This window comes from Shewanella inventionis (assembly GCF_019931735.1).
GTDB classification, from domain to species: domain Bacteria; phylum Pseudomonadota; class Gammaproteobacteria; order Enterobacterales; family Shewanellaceae; genus Shewanella; species Shewanella inventionis.
This window is the reverse complement of record NZ_CP082926.1, coordinates 378564-402574: the sequence shown is the minus strand read 5'-3', so window position 1 is coordinate 402574 and position 24011 is coordinate 378564. Positions and strand designations below refer to the sequence as shown.

The 24011-nt window shown below is 43.8% G+C and carries 16 protein-coding genes and 1 rRNA gene; 5 read left to right on the top strand and 12 right to left on the bottom strand.

Annotated elements, in window-relative coordinates:
- Positions 1 to 8 precede the first annotated feature (8 nt).
- From K8B83_RS01880 to K8B83_RS01860, 5 genes are all read right to left on the bottom strand, one after another.
- Entirely contained in the window at positions 9 to 1532 is a 1524-nt protein-coding gene (locus K8B83_RS01880) for a tryptophan halogenase family protein (RefSeq protein WP_223419079.1), read from the bottom strand.
- A 117-nt stretch (positions 1533 to 1649) separates the two neighbouring features.
- Positions 1650 to 4412, bottom strand: a complete 2763-nt coding sequence (locus K8B83_RS01875; RefSeq protein ID WP_223419077.1) for a TonB-dependent receptor — start codon at positions 4410 to 4412, stop codon at positions 1650 to 1652.
- Positions 4413 to 4784: 372 nt separating this feature from the next.
- Positions 4785 to 6125: an alpha/beta hydrolase family protein gene (locus K8B83_RS01870; protein ID WP_223419076.1), complete on the bottom strand. Its 1341-nt coding sequence runs from the start codon at positions 6123 to 6125 to the stop codon at positions 4785 to 4787.
- A 94-nt stretch (positions 6126 to 6219) separates the two neighbouring features.
- Positions 6220 to 7368 (bottom strand): galactokinase, encoded by a 1149-nt coding sequence (gene galK, locus K8B83_RS01865; RefSeq protein WP_223419074.1) that lies wholly within the window; start codon positions 7366 to 7368, stop codon positions 6220 to 6222.
- Entirely contained in the window at positions 7361 to 8410 is a 1050-nt protein-coding gene (locus K8B83_RS01860; protein ID WP_223419072.1) for a UDP-glucose--hexose-1-phosphate uridylyltransferase, read from the bottom strand. The genes galK and K8B83_RS01860 overlap by 8 nt, the downstream gene beginning before the upstream one ends.
- 241 nt (positions 8411 to 8651) lie before the next feature.
- Between K8B83_RS01860 and glpD the strand changes: the two genes are divergently transcribed.
- Entirely contained in the window at positions 8652 to 10181 is a 1530-nt protein-coding gene (gene glpD, locus K8B83_RS01855; RefSeq protein WP_223419070.1) for a glycerol-3-phosphate dehydrogenase, read from the top strand.
- Positions 10182 to 10232: 51 nt separating this feature from the next.
- Here the strand turns inward: glpD and K8B83_RS01850 are convergent, their stop codons facing one another.
- Genes K8B83_RS01850 through K8B83_RS01840 form a run of 3 tightly spaced genes read right to left on the bottom strand, consistent with a single transcriptional unit; the run spans position 10233 to position 12874 of the window.
- Positions 10233 to 11150, bottom strand: coding sequence for an SMP-30/gluconolactonase/LRE family protein (locus K8B83_RS01850; RefSeq protein ID WP_223419069.1), 918 nt, complete (start codon positions 11148 to 11150; stop codon positions 10233 to 10235).
- The gene (locus tag K8B83_RS01845) at positions 11143 to 12105 is read right to left on the bottom strand and encodes a 2-dehydro-3-deoxygalactonokinase (protein ID WP_188739930.1); all 963 of its coding nucleotides are present in this window, start codon (positions 12103 to 12105) and stop codon (positions 11143 to 11145) included. The genes K8B83_RS01850 and K8B83_RS01845 overlap by 8 nt, the downstream gene beginning before the upstream one ends.
- A 1-nt stretch (position 12106) precedes the next feature.
- A complete protein-coding gene (locus tag K8B83_RS01840) occupies positions 12107 to 12874 on the bottom strand; it encodes an SDR family NAD(P)-dependent oxidoreductase (RefSeq protein WP_188739929.1) in 768 nt (255 codons plus the stop codon).
- A 184-nt stretch (positions 12875 to 13058) separates the two neighbouring features.
- Here K8B83_RS01840 and K8B83_RS01835 point away from each other — a divergent pair, with 184 nt between their 5' ends.
- A complete protein-coding gene (locus K8B83_RS01835) occupies positions 13059 to 13757 on the top strand; it encodes a FadR/GntR family transcriptional regulator (RefSeq protein ID WP_188739998.1) in 699 nt (232 codons plus the stop codon).
- Between the two features lie 85 nt (positions 13758 to 13842).
- On the opposite strand, the gene K8B83_RS01830 is transcribed toward K8B83_RS01835, so the two are convergent.
- Positions 13843 to 15978 (bottom strand): alpha-galactosidase, encoded by a 2136-nt coding sequence (locus K8B83_RS01830; protein WP_223419067.1) that lies wholly within the window; start codon positions 15976 to 15978, stop codon positions 13843 to 13845.
- Positions 15979 to 16258: 280 nt separating this feature from the next.
- Here K8B83_RS01830 and K8B83_RS01825 point away from each other — a divergent pair, with 280 nt between their 5' ends.
- Complete coding sequence (locus tag K8B83_RS01825) at positions 16259 to 18223, top strand: beta-galactosidase (RefSeq protein ID WP_223419065.1); 1965 nt, start codon at positions 16259 to 16261, stop codon at positions 18221 to 18223.
- Positions 18224 to 18267: 44 nt separating this feature from the next.
- On the opposite strand, the gene K8B83_RS01820 is transcribed toward K8B83_RS01825, so the two are convergent.
- From K8B83_RS01820 to K8B83_RS01810, 3 genes are all read right to left on the bottom strand, one after another.
- Positions 18268 to 18489, bottom strand: coding sequence for a DUF2061 domain-containing protein (locus tag K8B83_RS01820; RefSeq protein WP_223419063.1), 222 nt, complete (start codon positions 18487 to 18489; stop codon positions 18268 to 18270).
- Positions 18490 to 18666: 177 nt separating this feature from the next.
- Positions 18667 to 19581, bottom strand: a complete 915-nt coding sequence (locus K8B83_RS01815) for a 1,4-dihydroxy-2-naphthoyl-CoA synthase (RefSeq protein ID WP_223419061.1) — start codon at positions 19579 to 19581, stop codon at positions 18667 to 18669.
- 91 nt (positions 19582 to 19672) lie between these two features.
- Positions 19673 to 20020, bottom strand: a complete 348-nt coding sequence (locus K8B83_RS01810) for a hypothetical protein (RefSeq protein WP_223419059.1) — start codon at positions 20018 to 20020, stop codon at positions 19673 to 19675.
- Between the two features lie 76 nt (positions 20021 to 20096).
- Between K8B83_RS01810 and ccoG the strand changes: the two genes are divergently transcribed.
- The gene (gene ccoG / locus K8B83_RS01805) at positions 20097 to 21524 is read left to right on the top strand and encodes a cytochrome c oxidase accessory protein CcoG (RefSeq protein WP_188739923.1); all 1428 of its coding nucleotides are present in this window, start codon (positions 20097 to 20099) and stop codon (positions 21522 to 21524) included.
- A 566-nt stretch (positions 21525 to 22090) separates the two neighbouring features.
- Positions 22091 to 23633, top strand: a 16S ribosomal RNA gene (locus K8B83_RS01800).
- Positions 23634 to 24011 lie beyond the last annotated feature (378 nt).

Here is a 24011-nt window from a genome sequence, read left to right as displayed (position 1 = left end):
TTATTATTCTACTGTTGAGAGTGAGATAACCATTGTTCTATAAAGTCACGATGAGGCGGCAAGGTATTGAGCATTTGCTGCGTGAGTTGAACATTGCGGTTTAAAATTTGCGACGCCTGCGCGTGCTGTTGGTAAAGATGGGCGTGCTGAGTGTAATCTGGCGTAAACTCCATGCCGTAAAGCACATACTGATAACTGGCAGCGGGGAACAGCTCGTTAGGGCCGTTAAAGTCTTTGCTTGTTGGGCCTCTAAATGCCCACATGCTTAAATCGTCTTGTAAACTTTGTGGTATAGACTCTGGGTTGCAGTGTGCTTGCCAATATGGCTCTGGGCGTTTGGTAAGCATGTAGTGCAGTTTTAAAAAGTCGACGATTCGGCTCCAACGATAATCCATTTGCTGGTTAAAACGCTTGGCCGTTAATGCCATTACACTGTCGTTAACGGGTAAATTTTCTGCGATGTAGCGGGCTGAAATTTCAATCAACATAATCGCGGTTGCTTCAAGTGGTTCTACAAATCCTGCTGCCATACCCACGGCAACGCAGTTTTTTTGCCAAAAACGTTCACGGTGGCCACTTTCATAGCGGATTTTTTTTGCCATTAAGCCTTCTGCTTGAGGGCCAATGTAGCGTCGTAAGTTAGCTTCTGCTTGCTCATCGCTCATAAAGCGACTTGAGTAAACATGGCCCACACCGCGACGGTGAGTTAATCCAATATCCCAAATCCAACCAGAGTCTTGTGCGGTGGCAATGGTGTGCGAGGCGATGGGGCTGTTGGCATTGTCGTATGGCACTTGCATTGCGATTGCGCGGTCATTAAATAACACGTGGTCAAGCTTAATAAACGGGACATTAAGGGTTTTGCCGAGCAGCAACGATGCAAACCCGGTGCAGTCGATAAATAAGTCACCTTCAATTGGCGCTTGATCAAGCAGTGTTACGCTGCTGATGTTTCCTTGGTTGTCGACATTGGCTTGGTCGACAGTACCAATAATGTGATTAACGTTAAGCAGTGTTTTACAGTGTTGTTTGAGCAGGTCGGCAAAAGCGCCAGCATCGAGGTGGTAGGCATAATTGCATGTGCCTTGATAATCACCCTCAGCCATACTGCGCGGCGCAAGGCCTGACTCACAAATTGCATGTTGAAAATTGGTTTGTTCGGCATAATCTTTAATATTATCAATATACGGCGCTAAATCGAGGCGTCCATAGCCCAACGGGACAGTAAATGGATGATAATAAAAGTCGCCATTGCCATACACCCAACTGACAAATTTGCCACCTTGCTTAAATGTGGCATGACACTTTCTGAATACTTCGCTTTCGTTTAGCCCTATCTGTTGCAGGGTATTTTTCATGGTTGGCCAGGTGCCTTCACCTACGCCAACAGTCGGAATATCTGACGACTCAATTAAGCTTATGTTTATCGCCTGATCTGTTTGACTTTTATGATGCGATGCAATGATTGCCGCGGTTAACCAGCCTGCTGTTCCGCCGCCCACAATGATTATTTTTTTTACTGCTTTTGCCATTGGGTTAACATCCTGTTTGCAATTGAGTGTTTAGACACTATCACAAGGTGAGGGTTGTTGGTTTGTTATAAACAAAAAGACAGGCGCGGTTGCACCTGTCTTTTTACGGTTTATAAATTAAAACTTGCCTCTAAACCCAACTGCATAACGAGAACCGTTGTCTTCAACCGAGTATATCTGATTGGCGAAACGGCCTGTTTGCACTAACTCTTCTTCAGTGATGTTAATACCTTCAACAAATACTGAGATGTTTTCGTTGATATCGTAGCTCGCGCTAATATCCCACTGACCGAACGTTTCAGTGTTGATAGGTTCACCGTTATAGCCGTTATCTAACTGACGTAAAAAGCCTTCGCGGTTGTTAAATGCAACACGTGCTTGCCAGTTATCTTGCTCATAAAACAGGATTAAGTTTTGTGAGTCGCCCAACCCTTCAAGCGCAAAGCTTTGTGTTGAGTTAGCATCAACTTTAACATTGCTGTCTACCACGGTTGCGTTAGCTGTAAAACCAAAGCCGTTTTCAAAAACGTGAGTTAATGCTATTTCATAACCGGTAATACGCGCGGACTCACCATTTTGTGGACGTGTCACAGTGTACACTTCAGACTGACCATTTAACTCTTCAGTTGTTGACACTACATCACTTGAACAAAGATCAGAGTTAGTGGTGCTACAGCTATAGTCAGGACCTGTACGGTCGGTCATTTGGTACGTTTCTTCACCGGTTAAGCTCACGATGAAATCGTCAACTTCTTTGCTGAAAAATGCAAAACTAAATAAGCTGGCATCATCGTAATACCATTCGTACGACACATCCCAGTTTTCTGAGCGGAATGGTTCTAGTGCTGGATTACCACCACTTGCTGTTAAGTTTTGACGACGCGGCTCGTTAAATGTCGTTGCTGGTGAAAGCTGTGACATTGTTGGACGCGTTAATGAATCGTATGCTGCAAAACGCAACACCATGTCATCTTGCAGATCTAACTTAATGTTTAAGCTTGGTAATAAGTTAGAGTAAGACGTGCCTTGGGTAATGTCTGATGCTGGGCCATAGATGTTAGCAAATAAGGTCGCGTCGCTAGTTGGTACTACGTCAGAGATATAACTCTGTACCGCACTCACGTCGACATTGGTATTTGAATATCGAGCACCAAAGTCTACTGTTAACGGCATATCACCCACGTCATACACAAAGGTAAAGTTCATGTATAAGCTGCTGATATCTTCGTTAATGGTATAACGGTTGTTTTGCAATGTTGGAACGATTGGGTAGCCTTCTGCGGCTAAGTAGTCGACCATTGCATCACCGTCGTAGGTGTAGAATGTGTCAATCAAACCAGAGAAATAGTTATTAGCGGTATAAGGTCTAAAATCAATCGCATCTAAAGGTGCTTCGGTGCCGTAACCACAGAACTGACATTGGTTACCAAAAATTTGATAACTCGATTTTTCACGCTCTTGACGATAAACACCGAATTTAGCTTTGGTGAATACTAATGAGTCAGGTGTGTATTCAAAATCCGCTTTGAATTCAGTTATCTCGTCTTCATCGCTAAATTGATTACCTTTTTCATTGTAATGTAAGCGAGCTAGGCTGGCATCAGGTAGGCTGCCATTATCGAAACCATCATGTACAACCGTTGGTACGCCACCGGTACCATCAAATGCGTAACTATTAATTATACCCACAACGTTAAAGCGGTCACGACCAGCGCGGTCGTTTTCAGCATTTGAGTTTGATACATCAAAGTTGGCTTTTAGTTGGTCGTTTACGTCCCATTTTACGTTTAAACCCACACCGCTGTTGGTGACATCGCGAGAGTTACGTGTGTGCGATACAAAGTCGGTGGCTGGATCACCACTGCCTTGGTGTAACCCCACATCTTGAGTGAAGGTTAATAATGTACCGGTTGCTGGGTCAATTGTGGCACTGCCAACGCGATCGGGTTCAAACCAAGAGGCTAAATCGGTAACTTGTGAGTCAACTTCAAACTTAGAAATAAAGCCGTCTAAGGTAATGCTGACATCGTCAGAGGGTGCATATTGGAATACTAAACTAGCGTTAGTACGAGTACGCTCTTGTTCGTCAACGATTTGGTCCCAGTTACGTGGAATGTATGCGTTAGTAAATAATACGCCGTCACGTGAGTTAGAAATCGTTTGGCCGCCGCGCCAACCCGCAGTGTTAATTTGGTTAATTTGAACATCACGTTCTTGATGGCTCACTGCCAATAACACACCCATGGTTTCATCATTAAAGGTGTTACTGATTAAGCCTGAAACTGCTGGAGATACTTCTTCAGAAAGGCTTTCGTACATGCCTTTAACTGACCCGACGATTTGCAAGCCGCTATAATCAAACGGACGTGCTGTTGTGAGGTCGATAGTACCGCCAATGCCGCCTTCTTGCATGCTAGCATTGGTTGTTTTATATACGTTGGCGCCAGTGATTTGCTCGGCAGATAAGATGTCGAAGTTAAACTCACGACCTGCACTGTCAGTAGCCATTTGGCGGCCGTTAACCAGTACGGTGTTAAATTGTGGACCAAATCCACGAACAGTAACTGCCTGGCCTTCACCACCGCTACGGTCAATTGAAACACCTGTGATACGTTGCAATGATTCTGCTACGTTTAAGTCTGGAAATTTACCCAGATCTTCTGCCGAAATACCATCTGAAACCACTGACGCAGTTTTCTTGTCGGCCATTGAGTTTTTTAGACTGCTACGGATCCCTTTTACTGCGATGACTTCAATTTGCTCATTGGCTTGTGTATCAGCTTCTGCTGCAGTAACTCCGTGTACACTGCCAATTGCCCCAGCAATAGCAAGTGCTAACGTCGTCCTTTTGCCAAAAGTCGCGATTCCTTTTGTAGACATTTCTCTTCCCCCAGTTGATGTTGTTGCTTTTTTATAAATCTATTATTTTTTCAATAAGCTTATTTATCTTATAAATATAGTAATTAAGGCTAAATATCAACCTTTTCTTAACAATGTGATGCAGGTCGCTTAGTGTTTTTTAACTGTTTTTATGTGTTTTTAAGCATTAATTGCATAAGCGTTGCGGGTGCATTTGTTTTTAATGGTTTTTTTATATTTAATTTTCAGAGCCTTGTGATCATCCGCTCTAGACAAACTAAATTTGACTCGCTCCAACACTTGTTGATGACTTGTTAATTAAGAACTGTGATTTCTGAAAAATAAACTGCCAAAAACAGACAGTTTATTTTCAGAAGTGTACTGGCTTTTGGTTTAGTTTTTAGGCGTTTTCATATCCCATGACATGCCTGTAGCATAGCGATGAGCAAATCCTTTCCAGGCGGGTGTTGGGTTGCCTTGGGTGTCTTGCTCGTTTGATTGACCTGCTAGTTGTAAAAATTCACATTTATCCTGTTGATTTTTAACATGGCAATCCATCATGGCTAATGCAAAGTGTTTATTGATTGTGTTGAGCTGAGTATTGCTCCAGGCTGGCTCAAAGTAATGGCCAAGGTCGATTTCATTTTTGTAAGCTATCTGTGGTGCTGGGTGAGGTGCTATGTTGTGACGCGCATTATGATAGGTGAGCATATAGGTGCTCTGTCCACCTGTGTGTTGATATAGCGACTGGATGCCTTTGTAACCTGAAATATCATCAAGATCACCAGAGACATATAATGTTGGGGTGGTAATTTTGGCTAACGACTCAGCGCTAAAGAGTTGATAGTTTCCTCCCCAGGGGGCCATAGCTATCATGGCTTTCCATTTAGGATCTACTTTTGCGGGAGCCTTTTGCCCAGCCGCGCAGGTGTTAAGTAATTCAATTGCGCCATTAATCACGTTAAGATCTTGGCTACCAGTGAACGTGGCTGCAGTTTGTTGGTTGAATTGATAACAGCCGCCCACAGTATTTACGGCGCCATAACCGCCCATGGAGTAACCTATTAATCCTGCTCGTTGAGTGTCGATTATGCTGCTAACAAAGTTTTCTGTGCCACTAAAGTGGTCAAGGGTAAATTGTTGATCGCGTGATCGATTTAGTAAGGTGCTAAAAAATCCGCTAAAGGGTGCATTAACCATATCAACTTCTGCATTGGTTGAGTCAGTATGATCGAGTGCTGCAACCACATAACCATGGGAGGCTAAATGCTCTGCAAGGTAAAACATAATGGTGCGATAGCCGGTGTAGCCATGAGACAGCACCACTAATGGAAACGGTTGGCCGGTTAAGTTAACCACTTGTGCATCGCGAGTGGCATTACCTTGTAAGGCAAAAGGCAACCCTAAACGAGTTTCGTTAACGTAGGTCGCTTTGGGGGTATTCGCCGGGGTTTTATTGGTTGGATACCAGACTTCTACTGTGAGCTTGCGGTCTTCTACTGTTTGGGTATTTGGGTTGAACTGTTTTTTATTTACCAACTGAAGCGTTTTAACACCCACAGGGTATTGGCCTACTTGAGCTAATTCGGGCAGAGCTTCTTTGGGCAGCAATGTAGGATAAAGTTGCTCAGGTTGAGGTGTTGCATTGGGATTTGGTTTTTGTGTGTCTGCCATTACGGCCGAGGTAGTGCTTAACCAAAGTAATGCTGCGCAGCTGAGTGTTTTGTTATCCATTTAATGCTGTCCTTTTCGGTTGTGATTTCCATCTACATCAATGACTAATACATAGCGGGCATTGAGTGAACGCCCGCATAGTGTGTCAACGGCTTTAGTATTGCTGCACTGTGAGCCCGTTGCCTGCGGTACACACATAGATGTCTGCTTGCAGATTGAATTGAGTAAAATAATGTTGTTCAACAGCTTGCTGAATCACGGCCACATCCTCGTGACGGCATAAGCAAACAATAGCACCACCAAAGCCACCACCCGTCATACGAACAGCACCTCTATCACCGAGTGCTTGTTGGCAAATTTGTACTAGGCCGTCGGTTGCTGGCACAGTAACTTCGAAGTCATGTTTAAGCGACTGGTGCGATGCGGTCATTAGGATGCGCAGCTGGTCAATGTCGTTATTGGCCAGTGCTTTGGTGGCCGCAATAACGCGGTCGTTTTCCGTAATGACATGGTGAGCTCGAGCAAATTCATTTGCACTTAGTTGTGGCTTTGTTTGGCTTAGTAAAGCCAAATTGGCGTCGCGTAATGTGCTAAGCCCCATTTTTTTGGCGGCTTGTTCACAGTCTATGCGGCGCTGGTTGTATTCGCTGTCGACTAATTTACGCGGGTAGTTAGAGTTAACGATTACGATAGACAGATCAGTTGGAATGGTTACCGCCTGGGTGCGAAGATCTTGGCAGTCAATCAATAATGCCTGGTTTTGTTGACCTTTGGCAGAAATGAGCTGATCCATAATGCCGCATTGGCAATCCATAAAGTCGTTTTCTGCTTCTTGGCCCAATAATGCAATTTGCTCTTCGCTTAGGTTCAATTCACAAACGTGATTGAACATCCCTGCAATGGCAACCTCAAGGGCGGCAGACGATGACAAACCGCTGCCTTGTGGGACATTACTTTCAATCAGTAAATCGACCCCTTTTAGCTGGTGGCCAGCACGATTAAGCACAAAAGCCACTGCGCGAATGTAGTTACCCCATTGAGAATTACCTTCTGTAATGGCTTGATTAACTTCAAAGCTTTCTTGCTCGTTTGGGTACATGGTCGAAATGACATTGACAATATTGTCGTCGCGCAAACGATAAAGTACTTGGGTGCGAAATGTTAAAGCACAAGGTAAAACGTAACCTTGGTTGTAATCGGTAAATTCACCAATCAAATTAACACGACCCGGTGCGCTGACCACACCTTGCGCATCGGATCCATATTGCTGGGTAAACAAGGCCTGTAGCGCATTGTTAGTCATGTTGATTTCCTTCGGTGTAGTGTACGTTGCTGGCATTTTTTAATATTTTTGCAGCGGTTTCAGGGCTTAAATCGCGTTGGCTTTCTGCAAGCATTTCATAGCCGACCATGTGTTTTTTTACCGTAGCAGAGCGCAATAATGGTGGGTAAAAATGTGCGTGCATGCGCCAGTGGCTATCATCAGTTAGGTCACTTGGAGCACAATGCCAACCCATCGAATACGGGAAGCTGCAATTAAACACGTTGTCATACCGAGTGGTGAGTACTTTTATGGCGTCGGCAAGAGCAGTAGATTGAGCTTCAGTTAATTGTCCAAAATGACGTACGTCGTCTTTACTCACTAATAAGGTTTCAAATGGCCATGCAGCCCAAAATGGCACGACAACAAGCCAGTGATCATTTTGGTATACCACGCGCACGTCGTCGGCAATTTCACGTTTAACATAATCAGCCAGTAAATTGCTGCCGTGTGTTTGTTGGTATTGGTGCTGGCTGGCTTGTTCTAGTTGAATTTCTGTTGATAAATGGTTGTGCGCCCATACCTGGCCATGTGGGTGCGGCTGCGAACAGCCCATTACTGCGCCCTTGTTTTCAAAAATATGTACGCAGGCGTACTGAGCTGATAGCTCTACATAGTGCTGCGTCCAGGTGTCGACCACGTCTTTTATTTCGTTAACTGACAACTCAGGTAAGGTTTTGTTGTGTTTAGGTGAAAAGCAAATCACCCGACATTCACCGGTGGCGGCTTCTATTTCAAATAATGGGTTTGCTTCAAGTTGTGCTGCTTGCTCTGCCACTTGTGAAGTAAGTGCACCAAAATCGTTAGTGAATACAAATGTCTTGTCATATTCAGGGTTGTGGGTGTCATTTGCACGCTGATTGCCTGGGCATAAAGGGCATGACTCATCGTGTTCTGCTAGGTTTGAAGGGGCACTTTTTTCTGTCGCACCTAACCATGGTCGGTTGTTTCGGTGCGGCGATACTAATACCCAGTTACCCGTTAACGGGTTTTTGCGTCTGTGGGTAAATTCAAACTGGCTCATGGGGATCCTTTTATCTATGTTTATGGTGTCGCTTTACTGTTGTGTATCGCCACATTGACACGATGATAAATTATACAAACTCAATTTATATGATAAATACTACTATTAAGTTTTTTATTTAACAAGATGTAATCAGTTTCGACAAGATCTTTCTAAATGTGCTTGTCAACGAGAGGTGAGTCACTCTATGATATGCTCAATATATATTATTTATCATATTTATTTGTGGGTGGGTAAGTAAATGGAAGCCGATATAGAAATTGTTGATGTTGTCGTGATAGGTGGCGGCATAAACGGTGTTGGAATAGCGGCCGATGCGGTAGGGCGTGGATTAAGTGTATTGCTTTGTGAGCAAAATGACTTGGCTTCTGCTACGTCATCAAACAGCAGTAAATTGATCCATGGCGGATTGCGTTATCTAGAGCATTATGAGTTTCGTTTAGTTAAAGAGGCGTTAGCTGAGCGTGAAGTGTTATTAAAAAAAGCCCCTCATTTAATTACGCCATTAACCTTTAGGCTCCCTCATCAGGCCCATTTGCGCCCCGCATGGATGATCCGTTTAGGGTTATTTTTATATGATAATTTAGCATCTCGTGTGACGTTAAGCGGTTCAAAAAAAATCACTTTTGGTGTAGATAGCCCGTTAAAACCTAGTTTTATTCAAGGTTTTGAATATTCTGATGCCTGGGTTGATGACTCTCGTTTGGTGGTGTTAAATGCTTTAGCCGCTAAAGAGTTAGGTGCGCAAATTTGTACCCAAACACGATGCATTAATGCTGAGCGTGAGGGGGCGTTATGGCGCTTAACGTTACAAAACCAAGCTGATCAATCGGTGCGAGATGTACTCGCTAACACTGTGGTGAATGCTTCTGGCCCCTGGGTGTCGAGCTTATTTAGTAATGTGATTAAACAGCCTTCGCCACAAAAAATTCGTTTAGTGAAAGGCAGCCATATTGTGGTGCCTAAAATCCACCAGCAACCGCAAGCTTATATTTTACAAAATGAAGATCAGCGGATTGTATTTGTGATCCCGTTTGAAGATGATTTTTCATTGATTGGTACCACAGATGTTGATTTTAATGGTGATCCAAAAGAAGTGAAGATAGATCAACAAGAAATTGATTATCTGGTAAATATTACCAACCATTATTTTAATACCGCAATAAGCGAGCAAGACATTGTTCATACCTTTTCTGGTGTGAGACCTTTAATGGATGATGAGTCTGAGTCGGCTCAGTCAGTAACCCGTGATTACACTTTTATCGTTGATGCTCCAAAAGGTAAAGCGGCATTGTTATCGGTGTTTGGCGGTAAAATTACCACTTATCGTAAATTGGCCGAAGCCGCGGTGAATCGCCTTAAGCCATTTCATCCTAAAATGGGTAAGGCTTGGACTGCGCAGCAGGTATTGCCCGGTGGTGACTTTAGCAATTTGACAGAGTTAACTCGTATTTATCAGCAGCAATATCAATGGTTAGCGCCAAAATACATTAGCCGTTTACTGCGTACGTACGGTGCGAGGACGCAATATATTTTAAATGATGCAACCTCAGAAGATGCATTAGGTATCGATTTTGGCCACGGGCTTTATCAAGCTGAAGTCGATTATCTTATGACCAATGAGTGGGCTTGCACTAGCCAGGATGTTCTGTGGCGTAGAACCAAATTAGGGTTACATTTTTCTGCTGAGCAACAACAGCATTTGAGTGACTATATGCAGGCGGCTAACGCTGTAGCTTCTGATGTTGAGTCTCAGCAACAGGTGGGTTAATTAAGCACTAACAAGGTTGAGCGCCAGTACCTTTACTGATATTGGCGTTGTTTAGGTGTGTATTAAACCACATGGCGTATCAACGATACCTGTGATGTTATGTAGTTGGTATATAAATACATTGCCAGACAGTGGGTAGTCTTGTAATTGTTGTGGCGATAACGCTATACGAGATGTGGTGACAATTAACCAATCTAAATTAGGCCCACCAATAGCAACGCTTGAAGGTTGCACCGCTGGAATTATCAGCTTTTCAACTATTTCCCCATCAGGGTTATAACGCACGACACTATGATCGCCCCATTGGGCATTCCAGATATAACCTTGGGTATCAACGGTTGAACCATCGGGGAATACATGCTGTTCTGTGTTTGCGAACACCTTTTTATTGGTAAGTGTATTGCTCTGTTGGCAATAATTGTACTGATAAATGCAATGACGTTCAGAGTCTGCGTGATACATAATGCTGCCATCTGGGCTCCAGCATAAGCCGTTCGATATCTTAATATTACTAAAGGTTTTATGGAGTTGCCCTTGGTTATCTACTCGATAAAGGCTGCCTTGCTGCTCAGGCGTATGCCTTGTTTCTACCATGGTTCCAGCCCAAAAATGACCGATGCGATCGGTTCGACCATCATTAAATCGATTTCCAAGCTGTGTTATTTCTGGTTGGCTTAGCCAGGTGATGGCGTGTGTTTCAAGATGGTACAGTGCAAAGCCTTGCTCAAAAGCCACAATCACTTGATAGGTATCTTGGTTTGCTAAAAAGGCAAAACTACCAATACGATAGGGTAAATGATATTGCTGGTGGCTTTGGTCGTCTACTCGGTATTTATGAATGTTACACGCCATAATATCAATCCAATAAATGGCGCGGTGCTCGGCGTGCCACAACGCATTTTCGCCTAGTTGATTTTGTGATGGGATAACGTTAATTAGTTTACCAATGCAGCCTGAATGATTACTCATGGATTAATGGAATACCTTGTTGATACACCACATTAAACCCAGCTAATGTGGCATCAGTTACGTTCCACAATGTTGTTTTCACATTGCAGAGGTTCAGCGCTTTGGCAAAACATTGGTTTAAATGGGGTGGGCCTATTATGGCTATTGAGCTGAGTTGGCTTAAGGCCCATTCTGTTGCATGTTTTGCAGCCCTTACATCGCAACCAATTAATATGCCAGACAAATAAGCATGTGCCTGCTTAGTTGTAAAACCTTCAAACAATTGTTTGCTTCTTACGCTGAACAAGCCATGGGCGAAATTGTCGGTAGCGGATGACAAGCTAAAGTCAGCACCTTGAATAAAGGCGTCAAAATCAAATTCTAAATCGGACACTTTCTCTTGGATCAATACGCTATTAGATGACAACAAGTCATATAGTTCACCGGTTAACGCCGTTTTAAATAGTACGACTTTACCATCTTCGATTAAGACCCATTTTGTGTGAGTGCCGGGCAAACACACGAGGTGTTTACCTACAAGGTGTTGGGGAGCCATCGCAAGCCATCCAAGTAAATGAAACTCTTCACCGCGCATTGAGTCATGCAAATGATTATGCAGTTGGCAACGTAACCCTGGGAATATAGTGATTTGATGCCCCTGACAATTAAACTGGGTGCCGGCCGAAATCACATCTGTTGGCGAAATAGGGCAATGCAGGTATTGGGTTTCTTTCCAGCCGATGCTTGAGCCTATTTGACCTATCATCAAAATAGGCAGATGACCAAAACGTTTAGCCCATGGTGCAATGCTGTCCATTAAGGTGGTTTGAAAATCGGTAAGTACTTTTTTTACGCCGACATTATTAACTTGTTCAAGCACGGTGAGCGGTTTATTCGCTTCGGCTAAACACAGGTATGCCCGTAAATGACTTGTACCCCAGTCAACAGCAATAAAATGTTGGTATTCAGTAAACAAGCTAGGCTCTCCCACCGTCGATATTAATGCACTGCCCGGTGATGAGTTCACTGTTATCAGACGCTAAAAACAGTGCCAGTTTAGCGACATCCTCTGGTGTAATGCGGCGTTTTAACGCCATTGCATCCGTCCACTTTTGCTCTTCTTGTTCGGTCAGCCAACTGGCGAGTTGTTTTTCAGTTGCCACCCATCCCGGCAAAATGGCATTGACCCGAATACCGGCTTCACCAAACTCACGCGACAATGACCGTGTCATGCCTATGAGGCCTGCTTTTGCGGTTACGTAGCCTGTCATCTGCTGCGAACCAAGTAGTGCGGTAATGGAGCTAAAATTAATAATACTGCCCGAATGCTGGAGTTTCATGTGACTGTAGGCTGCTTGAGATGCAAAAAAAGCAGGGTCTAAATTGATTTGCATGCATTTGTGCCAGTCGTGTGCCGAAATGGTTTCGACATCTTGGCGTGCATCGTTGGCCACATTATTAATGAGCACATCAAAACGACCAAAGTGCTCAGCAACATCTCTAATGGCTAATTGCAACGACTCTGAATCCGTGGCATCGACAGCGCGAAACCAAATTGCATTAAGGTCATATTGCGACAGATTTTGCTTAAGTGCGTCGGCGGCTTGTTGGTCTATATCGATAAAGGCCACTTTGGCATGTTGGCGGGCAAAGGCTTCTACCATTGCTGCACCAATACCACTGGCTCCGCCGGTAATAAAAATGACTTTGTTTGTTAAGTCTTGGTATTGAGTTGACTGACTCACAGATAACGCTCCAAACCTATTATTTTGATTATGGTTAACTGGCGGTATTTTGAGGATTAACGGATTAATCCGTAATAATAAAAGTTATTTTTAACATTAACGACGATGAAAACAAAGTTATATCGGTTTTGTGTTTAAATATGATATAACAGATTTATGTACTAAAGACTGGACAGCAACAGGCATGAGCACTTCACCGCGTCAAAATTTAACCCACCAACTTACCCATGATTTAGGCATTGCCATTGTTAAAGGGGTTTACCCAGTGGGCGAAGGATTGCCGTCTGAAGCCGATTTATGTATCGAGTATGATGTGAGCCGCAGCTCAACCCGCGAAGCAGTAAAAATGCTTTCTGCAAAAGGGCTGATTTCATCACGACCAAAGCAAGGTATTCGGGTGTTGCCTGAAAGCAATTGGAATATGTTCGATACTGACGTATTAAAATGGATTTTAAGCAGTAAGCCTTCTTTGTCTTTGTTGAAAGAATTTACTCAGGTGCGTGTTGCATTAGAACCTCAAGCTGCCGCGCTGGCCGCCATGAATGCGTCGGATGAGCAAATAGCATCAATTGCCAAAGCCCTTGAGCGCATGGTAGAAGCTGAGCAAGGATTAGATGATCCTTTAGAGGCTGATATTGCTTTTCATACCAGTATTTTGATTGCCAGCGGTAATCGTTTTTTTGTGCAATTAACTGAGTTTATCAGTACAGCGCTTAGAGTGAGTATTCGTTATACCAATAAAATAAAAGGCGTACCGGGTGCCGATGTGCAAAAACACGCTGAAATTTATGAGGCGATAAAAGCGCGTAACCCGCAGCAAACGCGTGCAGCGGTATCAATGATTTTAGAAGAAGCACTTGAGTTGATTGAGTCAAAATTATAATCGTAAATAGATAAGCCAATAATAAAAAGAGCATCTAACCTAGATGCTCTTTTGCTTATGGGGATAGTAAGAACGGTTTACTGTGCTATTTCACTTGGTTTAACTCAAAAATCAATGACGTCTGTGGGAACGTAATAGGTAACTGCATACCAAAGGTCATTAATGCTTCGCCGCTATAGGTTTGCTTTTCAATGACACTGAGCACTGATGGTGAGTAAAACGAGAACCCAGCAGGCCATACTAGTGATAAGGTGTAATCTTTGTCGGCATCTAATCCGGCAAAATGGTATTTAGGCGGGTTAGTGCGCTGGGTTTCTTTCACACTGTTGTATGCAAACAAAGCCTGACTTTGGTCGGCGTTAACAATGCCAAAGTTAATCGAGTCGCCATCTGAATTTAGCCGCACCAATTTACCGCTGTGGATCAGCTGACGATGCTGTTTGTGCAGTTTGATAATCTGTTGTAATTGCTGACGTTCGTCATCGGTTAATTCACGCGGGTCCATTTCTATGCCCATGTGACCAAAAAAGGCCACCGCAGCGCGCATGGCAATACTAATGTTGCGCCCTGTGATATGGCAATCACGCGGACCAACGTGTGCGCCCATCACCTCCGCCGGGAAGAAAAACGAACAACCACGTTGAATAGTGAGTCGATCTAATGCGTCGTTTGAGTCAGATGTCCATACGCGATCGGTATAACGTAGTACGCCATAATCAACCCTAGCTCCACCAGATGAGCAACTTTCTATTTCAACATGGGGGTGTGCTTGCTTTAAGCGTTCAATTAACGCATATGCTGCGAGTGTTTGCTGGTGCACAGCAGGTTTTCCGGCAAAGTTACCTGCATGATTAAGGTCGCGGTTCATGTCCCATTTTATATACACAATTTTGGGGTACTCGACCAAAATGTCGTTAATGGCATTAAAGAGGTAATCGGTTACTGCTGGGTTAGTCATATCTAACACTAACTGCTTTCTAAATCTAAGCTGTTCGTTACCTGCCGTTTGCAGTGCCCATTCTGGGTGGTTACGGTATAAGTCACTGTCTGGGTTAACCATTTCAGGTTCAAACCACAAACCAAACTCCATGCCCACGCTGTTGACATGATCAATTAATGGTTGTAACCCGTTGGGGTAAATGTCACGGTCAACGGTCCAGTCGCCTAAACCGGCAAAGTCACCGCGTCGCCCTTTAAACCAACCATCATCGAGCACAAATCGCTCTGCACCAATGTCTGCCGCTTGTGTAGCCAATGACTGTAGTACAGCAACATCGTGGTCAAAATAAATGCCTTCCCAAGTGTTGTAGTGAACAGGTCGAGGCTTTTGGCGTACCTTATCGGTGATCAGTGATTGGCGAACAAACTGATGAAAATGATGCGACAAACCACTAAAACCCTGGTTAGAGTATGCGCTATAAAGTGTTGGGCTGGTATAGGATTCATTAGGGGCTAACACTAACTCACCAGGCATCAATAACTCACCTAATTGCGCATAACTGCGACCTTCAGCGAGTAACTCTGCGCGCATTTTATGATTGCCGCTCCAGCCTAAATGAAACCCATAACACTCACCGCCTTGCTCATGAGTGAGTTTGTTGTGCATGACCATCCCCGGGAAATTGTCGTGTGACGTTTTCCCTTTGCGGTTTTCACGTACAAAGCTGCCTAAAAACATGTCGAACGATTTACGTTGAAACTCATTTGACCAACGGCCTTCAAATGACATGATTTGATCAATATGAAGTGGCATTGGGATTGTTGGTGCTGCACACCAGTTCACATTTACCGCGTTATTGCCTAAGTTGGTTAATTGTGTGGTTGCACTGAGCACGTCAGAATGCGGGTCTAAGGTTAAGTGATGCTTTACGCTCAAATTACGTAAACTGTCGATAGACTCAAAAATGACCTGATTAGCTGATGGTTGCGTGACTGAGGTTAATGTACCGCCAATAGACCAGGCAATATTGTTGTCAAATATTTCAATACCGGGAGCACCGGTAAAGCCTTCGCCCATTAACGGCGATAGTGATATGGGCGCCTCAACAACGACTGAGCATTTTGCTTCTTGGCGAGTGCTAAGTTGTTTCATCATGTCGTATGTGGTTTTAGAGGATATTTTTTTACCAAAATACAAAATAGCTGGCGTTTTATTGCTGCAGTCAACCACTACGCTTGTGTGTTGGCCATTAAGTAAAACGAAATTGGGATGATGCGACATGATTTAACATTCCTTGATTGGGAGTATCACTTAACAAACATAGCTGCAAAATATTACTGTAGGGCAGTGGATTGAGCCACTGCTAACGCCGGCAACATACGATGATTTATACTCAGTTTATTTAAAATACTATATATCATATAAATACTGGGTTAGTATATTATTCATCATTAAAAATTCGTCAAGTCACCTTGTAACTTTGCTTGTAACGGTAGGGTATTGTGTTAAAAATATCTAGGTTCAAGCCTGAGGTTTTACCTGCTATTTATTGGAGATTAACATGTTAGGAGTTTGCTATTACCCAGAGCATTGGCCTGAATCTATGTGGCAGCAAGACGCAAAAGAAATGCGTCAGCTCGGATTGCAGTATGTGCGTATTGGTGAGTTTGCGTGGTCTAGAATTGAAGCTCGCGATGGAGAGTATTCTTTTGAGTGGTTAGACAGAGCGATTGAAACTCTTGCCAGTGAAGGTCTGCAGGTGATCATGTGCACCCCGACAGCTACACCTCCTAAGTGGTTAATCGATAAATACCCAGACATTCTACCTGTCGACATTAACACGGGTACTACACGTGGCTTTGGTTCGCGTCGTCATTACGATTTTTCTAGCCAAAATTATTTTCGCGAAGCTATGCGTATTTCAACTGTGATAGCAGAGCGTTACGGTAATCATCCAAGCGTGTGTGGTTGGCAAACCGACAACGAAATTGCGTGCCATGACACAACCCATAGTGGTTCACTGGTGGCCAAGTTGGCATTCCAACAGTGGTGTAAAGACTATTATCAAGACGATATTGAAAAGCTAAACACGGCATGGGGTAATGTGTTTTGGTCGATGGAATATCAAGACTTTGCGCAAATCGAATTGCCTATTTTAGCCGTGACCGAAACTAATCCTGCACATCAACTGGCGTATCGTCGTTTTAGTTCAGATCAGGTGGTGAAGTTTCACGATGCCATGATTGAGATCATTCGTGCTCATGCGCCAAATCGATTTATAACACACAATTTTATCCCGCTGGTGGACACGCAAACCGATAACTTTGCACTGGCTAAAAACCTCGATTTTGTTAGTTATGACAATTACCCGTTAGGCCGCTCTGATATGTTTTTTAAACATATGCCAGCGGAGCAATTTAAACCGTATATGCGAACGGGTCACCCTGACTTTTCAAGCTATTCCTTTGACCAAAGCCGTGGCGTAAGCAATAAAAACTTTTGGGTAATGGAGCAACAACCGGGGCCTGTAAACTGGGCACATCATAATCCGCGTCCAGAAAAAGGCATGGTCAGATTGTGGTCGTGGCAAGCTTTTGCTCATGGCGCAGACTGTGTATGTTACTTCCGCTGGCGCCAAGTGCCATTTGCGCAAGAGCAAATGCACGCTGGTATTAAACGTAATGACAACTCCAAAGCGGCGGCCTGGGCTGAAGTTGAACAAATGCGCGATGAGTTGGCCAAGGTCGATTTTACTATTAGCGATCCAGTGCAAGCGAAAGTGGCGATTGTAACGGGTGCTAATAGCCAGTGGGTGACCGAAATTGAACGCCAGGGTGACAGTTATAATCATCAACGGGTTGAATTTGCATACTACTCAGCGTTACGTCAGTTAGGGTTAGCTGTTGATTTTGTGTCGGTTGACCATGATTTAGCTCAATATGCGCTTGTGGTAGCCCCTTGTTTACCTATTGTGCCACAAGCATTTGTTGATAAATGCAAACAAGCTGATGTGCACTTGGTTATAGGCCCGCGATCTGGCAGTAAAACCGATGAGCTGTCGTTAGTGCCAACGCTAGCCCCTGGTGTATTACAAGCATTGGTGCCTGTCAAAGTGTTGTCGACTGAAACTATCCGTCCTGATTGCAGTGAAGTATTGCATTTTAATGGTATTCAATTTGAGAGTCAGTGCTGGCGAGAAGAGTTAGCACTTGCTGATGGTGTAGATGTTGTTGCGACTTATCATGATGGCAGCCCTGCTGTTGCACGTCATCAAAATACTAGCTATGTGGCCACACTGACGTGTGATGCGTTTTTACGTGAATATTTTACCGTGTTATCCGCTGAGTTGGGATTAGTTACATTTGCGCTTCCAAAAGATATGCGACTTGTACAACGTGGTCAGTATGCTTACCTGTTTAACTATGCGGGTTACTCACAAACAGTACCAAGTGAGTTACAAGGTCAATACGTGCTAGGCAGTGCTAATCTTGCAGCTTATGACGTAGCCATTGTTAAACTCAATTAAGCTTTTTTGGTGACATCGTGGTTATGTTGTTAACCATGATGTCACTAGTTTGCAAGCTGAGCAGGCTCTGCTGCTATTGCCACAGATTGAGCCTGTTTAGACTCAATGTTTTTCCAAACTTTGTCATGAAAATAAAACACCACGGTATTCACAGCGGGTTCTAGTAAGGCGATCGCACCACCGATAACAATGCTACCTGTTAATAAGTAAGTAATCGAAAACGCGACACTGAAGTGCAATATGGCAAAGCTAATGGTCTTTTTCATGATAAATCCCCCTGTTTTATTTAATTAAATGATAACAGTTCTCATTATCATGTAAAGGGGGTTGATTCGATTGTTTCAAATGGTAATTTAGATTAGGATTTGTTTTGTAATCTTTAAATTATAAAGCCCTTAAAAAGGGCTTCAAATTTGATGAGATTAACTATTGTGGCTGTTGTCTTAATAATGCCAAGGAAAGCGTGAAAAATCCTGGTCGCGTTTTTCTAAAAAGGCATCACGTCCTTCTCTTGCTTCTTCGCTCGCATAGGCTAATCGTGTGGCTTCACCAGCAAAGAGCTGCTGACCAACTAACCCATCGTCCGTCATATTAAAGCCGTACTTTAACATGCGCATTGCAGTAGGTGATTTCGAGTTAATCTCTTTGGCCCAGGCTAGCGCTTCAGTTTCGAGCTCATTGTGAGGAACTGCGCGGTTTACCATGCCCATATTAAAGGCTTCTTCTGCTGAATAATTAAAACCAAGGAAGAAAATTTCACGAGCGCGTTTCTGCCCAATCATCTTCGCTAAGTAAGCACTGCCATATCCTGAATCAAAACTGCCTACATCAGGGTCCGTTTGTTTAAATACCGCATGTTCTTTAGACGCTAAGGTTAAATCACACACAACATGTAAACTGTGGCCGCCGCCAACAGCCCATCCTGGTACAACAGCAATCACAACTTTAGGCATAAAGCGGATCATGCGTTGTACTTCTAATATATGTAAGCGGCCCATGCGGGCAACATCAGGTTGACCTTCTTCAGCTCCTTCGTATTTATAGCCATCTTTGCCGCGAATACGTTGATCGCCGCCGGCACAGAAAGAATACTGTCCTTTTGCCGAAGGGCCGTTTCCGGTTAATAGTACGCAACCCACATCAGACCATTGTCTGGCATGGTCTAATGCTATAAAGAGTTCGTCTACCGTTTTAGGGCGAAATGAATTTAGGCAATCTGGACGATTAATTGCGATACGAACAGTACCCTGAGATTTTGCGCGGTGATAAGTAATGTCTTCAAAGTTAAATCCCGTGACAACATCCCACAAGGCTGGGTCAAAGATGTCTGATACTGATTCAGGTTGAGATTGCGTCATAAAAAAACCTAGCCTCTATTGTAAATATTACACAAAGGCTAGGCTTATTTGATACTTAGGTCAATTTGTTACCGTAAAAGCGTTAACTCACTCAGATTTTATCGCAAATAAATTGCAGATTTTCTTTGCTAAAAACTGGGTGGCGGGCGCTGCTATGGCAGTATTGATTTTTAAACTCGGCAATACTTTCATCACTCACAAATATGCCATCTAATTCACGAATTTCTATCGTTGATAATCGCTCGTATATTTCTGCTTTAACTTGCGGAATATGTGTATCGACACGGATGATTTTTGTCCCCGTCATCGAATCCAACTTTTTGTCAGCCTTAGTAAACATACTTTTGATGTCATTAATTGGCTTATCAAGTTTGTCAGTTTCTGTCGCGAAATAATAAACAACGCCCGCGATTATTGCTAAACCTATCCAACCTCTCATCTTTTTATCCAATAATGTGTTATTACCTATATAATAAGCTAGTTATCGTTCAATATTAAAGCAGTAAGGCTGTAAAATGACGAAAGAATCTAACCCCAAGGATTTCTCAAAACAACAACGTATTAAAATCCATCAACCTGATGCCAGTAAAGCAGACCGCTTCAATCCGCGCAACCGTATTTACGTACGCGCTATTGATGGTATGTGGACCACATTACGTCGCCAAATGGGTTGGATTGCAATGTTATTTTTTCTGCTACTTCCTTGGTTACCTTGGGGAGAACGTCAGGCTGTGTGGTTTAATCTTGCCGAGCAAAAATTTCATGTATTTGGTTTAACAATTTGGCCACAAGATCTTACCTTACTTGCCGCACTGTTTATGATTGCCGCATTCGGGCTATTTTTTGTAACCACTTACCTTGGCCGAGTGTGGTGTGGTTATACCTGCCCACAAACAGTATGGACTTTTATCTTTATTTGGTTTGAGGAGAAGTTGGAAGGCGCGCGTAATAAACGTATCAAGTTAGATCAAATGCCATGGAGTTTCGATAAGCTGTGGCGTAAAACCGCAAAACACACCTCCTGGATACTAGTATCATTACTAACAGCCACCACATTTGTTTCTTATTTTGTACCAAGTAGAGAACTCTACATCGATTTCATTACACTTAATGCCAGCGGTGGAATTTACTTTTGGGTTATCTTTTTTACGTTAGCAACCTACGGTAATGCTGGTTGGATGCGTGAAATTATGTGTATTCACATGTGTCCGTATGCTCGTTTTCAAGCAGCAATGTTCGACAAAAACACCTATATAGTGGGTTATGATGCTAAGCGCGGTGAAACGAGAGGTCCACGAACTCGTAAACAAGATCCCAAGGAGATGGGATTAGGTGATTGTATAGACTGTGACTTATGTGTACAGGTTTGCCCAACAGGTATTGATATTCGTAATGGCCTGCAATACGAATGTATTAACTGTGGTGCATGTATTGATGCATGTGATAACACGATGGAGCGTATGGGGTACGATAAAGGACTAATTAGTTACACCACTGAAAACAAACTCGACAACATAGAAGAAAAAGTCGTTAGACCTAAACTTATTGGTTATGGCGTTGTGCTTACTGTGATGATCCTCGTCTTTATATATGCCAGTGCAACGATTGCTCCTGTACGTATGGATGTCATCCGTGATCGTAATTCATTATTTAGAGAAAACAACCAAGGTAATACCGAGAATACATTTACATTAAAAATCCTCAATAAAACAGAGCAACCCCAGGAATATGAATTAAGTGTTGAAGGGTTGACCAATGCGCAATGGATAGGACCACAACATGTCTCCATTGAAGCTGGTGAGGTTTTAACGTTACCAGTGAGTATTGCAGTAGACCCCATTGAACTGAAAAGAACTATTACCAAGATAGACATTAAAATCACCGCAGTGATTGATGGCAATCCAGTAGAGATAAAACAAGAAACTCGATTCTTTGGCGGGTAAAACCGAGCAAAATAGCCAAAAAAGGGACGAATAGTCCCTTTTTTGTTCTTTTCGATTGAAAAAACACCTCTTGGTCATGTTTTTGCAATATTTCTGAATTTTATGCTTGCACAAAAGTTTTAGCTCCCTATAATGCGCAACCACTGACACGGCAAGCGGCTCACGCCAATGAAGAGTCAGTCTGAAGGTTCAAAATGAAATCTTCAGCGCGAAAAGAAAGTTTGAAAAAACACTTGACGCGAAGATGGGAAAGCGTAGAATACGCAGCCCAAGCCAACGACCTAGCGTCAGCGGCCACTAAGCGAAAGATTGATTCTTTTGGTATTAGTAACGCTCTTTAACAATCTAAACAAGAAATCTGTGTGGACATTCACAGGTATTGAGTTATTCGAAATTGTCTTCTTGTTCTTCGGAATGTAGGCAATCAAAAAATTTAACTCAATGATGAGAATGTTCATAGAAATATGACACTGCAGAAATGCAGTGAGTAATTCGTCAGCTCTTATGAGCGAAGCGAATTATGACAGTAGAATTCATTGAGCCGAGACGATGTCTCAAAAAAACTTTAATTGAAGAGTTTGATCATGGCTCAGATTGAACGCTGGCGGCAGGCCTAACACATGCAAGTCGAGCGGCAGCACAAGGGAGCTTGCTCCTGAGGTGGCGAGCGGCGGACGGGTGAGTAATGCCTAGGGATCTGCCCAGTCGAGGGGGATAACAGTTGGAAACGACTGCTAATACCGCATACGCCCTACGGGGGAAAGGAGGGGACCTTCGGGCCTTTCGCGATTGGATGAACCTAGGTGGGATTAGCTAGTTGGTGAGGTAATGGCTCACCAAGGCGACGATCCCTAGCTGTTCTGAGAGGATGATCAGCCACACTGGGACTGAGACACGGCCCAGACTCCTACGGGAGGCAGCAGTGGGGAATATTGCACAATGGGGGAAACCCTGATGCAGCCATGCCGCGTGTGTGAAGAAGGCCTTCGGGTTGTAAAGCACTTTCAGTAAGGAGGAAAGGTTAACGATTAATACTCGTTAGCTGTGACGTTACTTACAGAAGAAGGACCGGCTAACTCCGTGCCAGCAGCCGCGGTAATACGGAGGGTCCGAGCGTTAATCGGAATTACTGGGCGTAAAGCGTGCGCAGGCGGTTTGTTAAGCCAGATGTGAAATCCCCGGGCTCAACCTGGGAATTGCATTTGGAACTGGCGAACTAGAGTCTTGTAGAGGGGGGTAGAATTCCAGGTGTAGCGGTGAAATGCGTAGAGATCTGGAGGAATACCGGTGGCGAAGGCGGCCCCCTGGACAAAGACTGACGCTCATGCACGAAAGCGTGGGGAGCAAACAGGATTAGATACCCTGGTAGTCCACGCCGTAAACGATGTCTACTCGGAGTTTGGTGTCTTGAACACTGGGCTCTCAAGCTAACGCATTAAGTAGACCGCCTGGGGAGTACGGCCGCAAGGTTAAAACTCAAATGAATTGACGGGGGCCCGCACAAGCGGTGGAGCATGTGGTTTAATTCGATGCAACGCGAAGAACCTTACCTACTCTTGACATCTAGAGAAGATTGCAGAGATGCGATTGTGCCTTCGGGAACTCTAAGACAGGTGCTGCATGGCTGTCGTCAGCTCGTGTTGTGAAATGTTGGGTTAAGTCCCGCAACGAGCGCAACCCCTATCCTTATTTGCCAGCACGTAATGGTGGGAACTCTAGGGAGACTGCCGGTGATAAACCGGAGGAAGGTGGGGACGACGTCAAGTCATCATGGCCCTTACGAGTAGGGCTACACACGTGCTACAATGGCGAGTACAGAGGGTTGCAAAGCCGCGAGGTGGAGCTAATCTCACAAAGCTCGTCGTAGTCCGGATTGGAGTCTGCAACTCGACTCCATGAAGTCGGAATCGCTAGTAATCGTAGATCAGAATGCTACGGTGAATACGTTCCCGGGCCTTGTACACACCGCCCGTCACACCATGGGAGTGGGCTGCAAAAGAAGTGGGTAGTTTAACCTTCGGGAGAACGCTCACCACTTTGTGGTTCATGACTGGGGTGAAGTCGTAACAAGGTAGCCCTAGGGGAACCTGGGGCTGGATCACCTCCTTACCTATACGACTAACTCAATACTTGGTAGGCAATAAACTGCATCCGTGCGTTTATTGCACACAGCACATCCGTGTGCTTGAGTGTTCACACAGATTACTTGTTAACTTCTTCGGAAGTAGAGTGAAACACACCGCGAGCCGGTTAAGTGTTGTTCTTTAACAATTTGGAAAGCTGATAGTAGTTAATTGCATGAGTCTGTCATGTGATTAATTGCAAATCGTTTGATGCATGACTTTGTATAAGGTGGTGTATTAAACATTGAGTTCTCAAAACACTGTTTAAGTGTCTTGAATATTCTAAAACTAAGGCGATTTCGTGTGCGAAAGTGCATGAATTATCAAAGTAAAAACCAGCTAGTTGCAATATGGCTCAAGTGAA

Bases quoted from the DNA above. Each gene is read 5' to 3' on its own strand.
- K8B83_RS01870 (WP_223419076.1), bottom strand. From the start codon at position 6,125: ATGGATAACAAAACACTCAGCTGCGCAGCATTACTTTGGTTAAGCACT.
- K8B83_RS01860 (WP_223419072.1), bottom strand. From the start codon at position 8,410: ATGAGCCAGTTTGAATTTACCCACAGACGCAAAAACCCGTTAACGGGT.
- K8B83_RS01820 (WP_223419063.1), bottom strand. From the start codon at position 18,489: ATGAAAAAGACCATTAGCTTTGCCATATTGCACTTCAGTGTCGCGTTT.
- glpD (WP_223419070.1), top strand. From the start codon at position 8,652: ATGGAAGCCGATATAGAAATTGTTGATGTTGTCGTGATAGGTGGCGGC.
- K8B83_RS01810 (WP_223419059.1), bottom strand. From the start codon at position 20,020: ATGAGAGGTTGGATAGGTTTAGCAATAATCGCGGGCGTTGTTTATTAT.
- galK (WP_223419074.1), bottom strand. From the start codon at position 7,368: ATGACTAACAATGCGCTACAGGCCTTGTTTACCCAGCAATATGGATCC.
- K8B83_RS01825 (WP_223419065.1), top strand. From the start codon at position 16,259: ATGTTAGGAGTTTGCTATTACCCAGAGCATTGGCCTGAATCTATGTGG.
- K8B83_RS01880 (WP_223419079.1), bottom strand. From the start codon at position 1,532: ATGGCAAAAGCAGTAAAAAAAATAATCATTGTGGGCGGCGGAACAGCA.
- K8B83_RS01830 (WP_223419067.1), bottom strand. From the start codon at position 15,978: ATGTCGCATCATCCCAATTTCGTTTTACTTAATGGCCAACACACAAGC.
- K8B83_RS01875 (WP_223419077.1), bottom strand. From the start codon at position 4,412: ATGTCTACAAAAGGAATCGCGACTTTTGGCAAAAGGACGACGTTAGCA.
- K8B83_RS01815 (WP_223419061.1), bottom strand. From the start codon at position 19,581: ATGACGCAATCTCAACCTGAATCAGTATCAGACATCTTTGACCCAGCC.
- K8B83_RS01850 (WP_223419069.1), bottom strand. From the start codon at position 11,150: ATGAGTAATCATTCAGGCTGCATTGGTAAACTAATTAACGTTATCCCA.
- ccoG (WP_188739923.1), top strand. From the start codon at position 20,097: ATGACGAAAGAATCTAACCCCAAGGATTTCTCAAAACAACAACGTATT.
- K8B83_RS01835 (WP_188739998.1), top strand. From the start codon at position 13,059: ATGAGCACTTCACCGCGTCAAAATTTAACCCACCAACTTACCCATGAT.